Here is a 1,556-nt window from a genome sequence, read left to right as displayed (position 1 = left end):
TCGTATGTTTTATAACATTGATTAAGAATTTGAAATCTCGATTCTATTTTTATTAAGAGATTTTCGGGCTTACTCTTTTATACTATAAGAAATATATCTTTATGTTATGAGAAATACATCTCGGTAACTTTAAGCAAAAGTAATATACTCTTATTAGAGATATGAGATATTAATGGGTAGCTGCATACCATGCTGTTTCTTTTTTTCCTGAAGCAAGCCTGTTAGTACTCGGATCGGAGATTGTAATGCCGGAAAATGTATTTATTTTCACTTTACCTCTGCTCATAGAATAGAAATATTCTGTATTTCTTTTGAATGGCACTGTGCGATTGAGCTGTTCGTTGAATTGTGCTACCAAAGTTTTATCGGGGCATAATTTTGAAACATAGTCACCATAATCAAAGAAGATGACCGGATTATATCCGTCTAATCTTTGTAAGGAACTGGTTAATGAAGAATCAAACGTATATTGATGATTAATCTCTTTCATAATAGCTGCCAGATTATCAAGTTCGGAGCAATCAGTGACAGCAATTGTTCCGCATGGCATTTCGCTATAATTGGAATAAAAGGAGTAGAAACCGTCACAGATACCCTCATAATCTACTTTTCCTATCAGATATTGACCAATTTCGGCGTATGGCATGCCGTACGCCATCACTTCACTTGTAGACCCTATCAGATAATCAGTCACATCTTTGAGATCATAGGCTACTTCTACACTCGACATATAGCAGTCATCGAATAATATATATTCCATTTTAAGTCCTGCATTGGAAATACCTTTGGCAAGTGTTGTTATATCAGTCTGATATTGAGGTTCCAGTCCTCCGAAATAACGTGTCATTGGTACATTTTCGTACTCCCAGTGCATCTTGGTACGGAGACCGCTACGCGATTGGGAGTTTGATACGGGTATCCATCCCATACCGTGGCAGCCGATAACCATTGCATAACGTTTGGTAGGAGAATAGCGTTGAACGTCATTGAGGATGGATGTGATACCTTCTGCCGTTGTATATGCAGGGTCTGTATATTCCTTTAGAGTTTTACGTGCGCTTTTACCATTTTCATAGGTGAGTTCGAAAAGAGTGGCTTTCGTTGCTGTAGTACACATGAAGACAATCACCCGTTCATTCTTCAGTATATTTTTTCCGACTACACTTTCCAAGTCGCTGATATTCTGATAAAAATTGGATGTAAGGTTAGTAGACCACGGGAGATACATGAATACTGTCTGTTCTGTGGGAACTATAACAGGATCTTCCTTCTCGCATGAAGTCATGCCAAAAGAAAGGAACAGTATGACGATAACTGATTTTATCAAATGATAATATTTCCGCTCTGTTTTCATTGTTTTGTCAGAATTAAAATTACTTCTTGATATATAACGTAAAAAGAATACTTTTTGATTTATATAATCAAAATGTAATCCGGATGTATCTTTTTAATAAGTGTTTCTGCAAATTTACCGAAAAATAATGTAATTCTCTATATCTGTAAGTCCAATAGTTCGCATATAGACATAAAAAAAGGAGCAACGCCTTGCTCCAACC

At 36.2% G+C, this 1,556-nt stretch carries 1 protein-coding gene; it reads right to left on the bottom strand.

Annotated features, from left to right (window positions below):
- Window positions 1-169: 169 nt before the first annotated feature.
- Window positions 170-1,354, bottom strand: coding sequence for a clostripain-related cysteine peptidase (locus HMPREF2794_RS17225; RefSeq protein ID WP_055269444.1), 1,185 nt, complete (start codon window positions 1,352-1,354; stop codon window positions 170-172).
- Window positions 1,355-1,556: the final 202 nt, after the last annotated feature.

This window comes from Bacteroides sp. HMSC067B03, from assembly GCF_001811315.1.
GTDB lineage: Bacteria > Bacteroidota > Bacteroidia > Bacteroidales > Bacteroidaceae > Bacteroides > Bacteroides faecis.
This window is presented reverse-complemented; position numbering and strand designations above follow the sequence as displayed.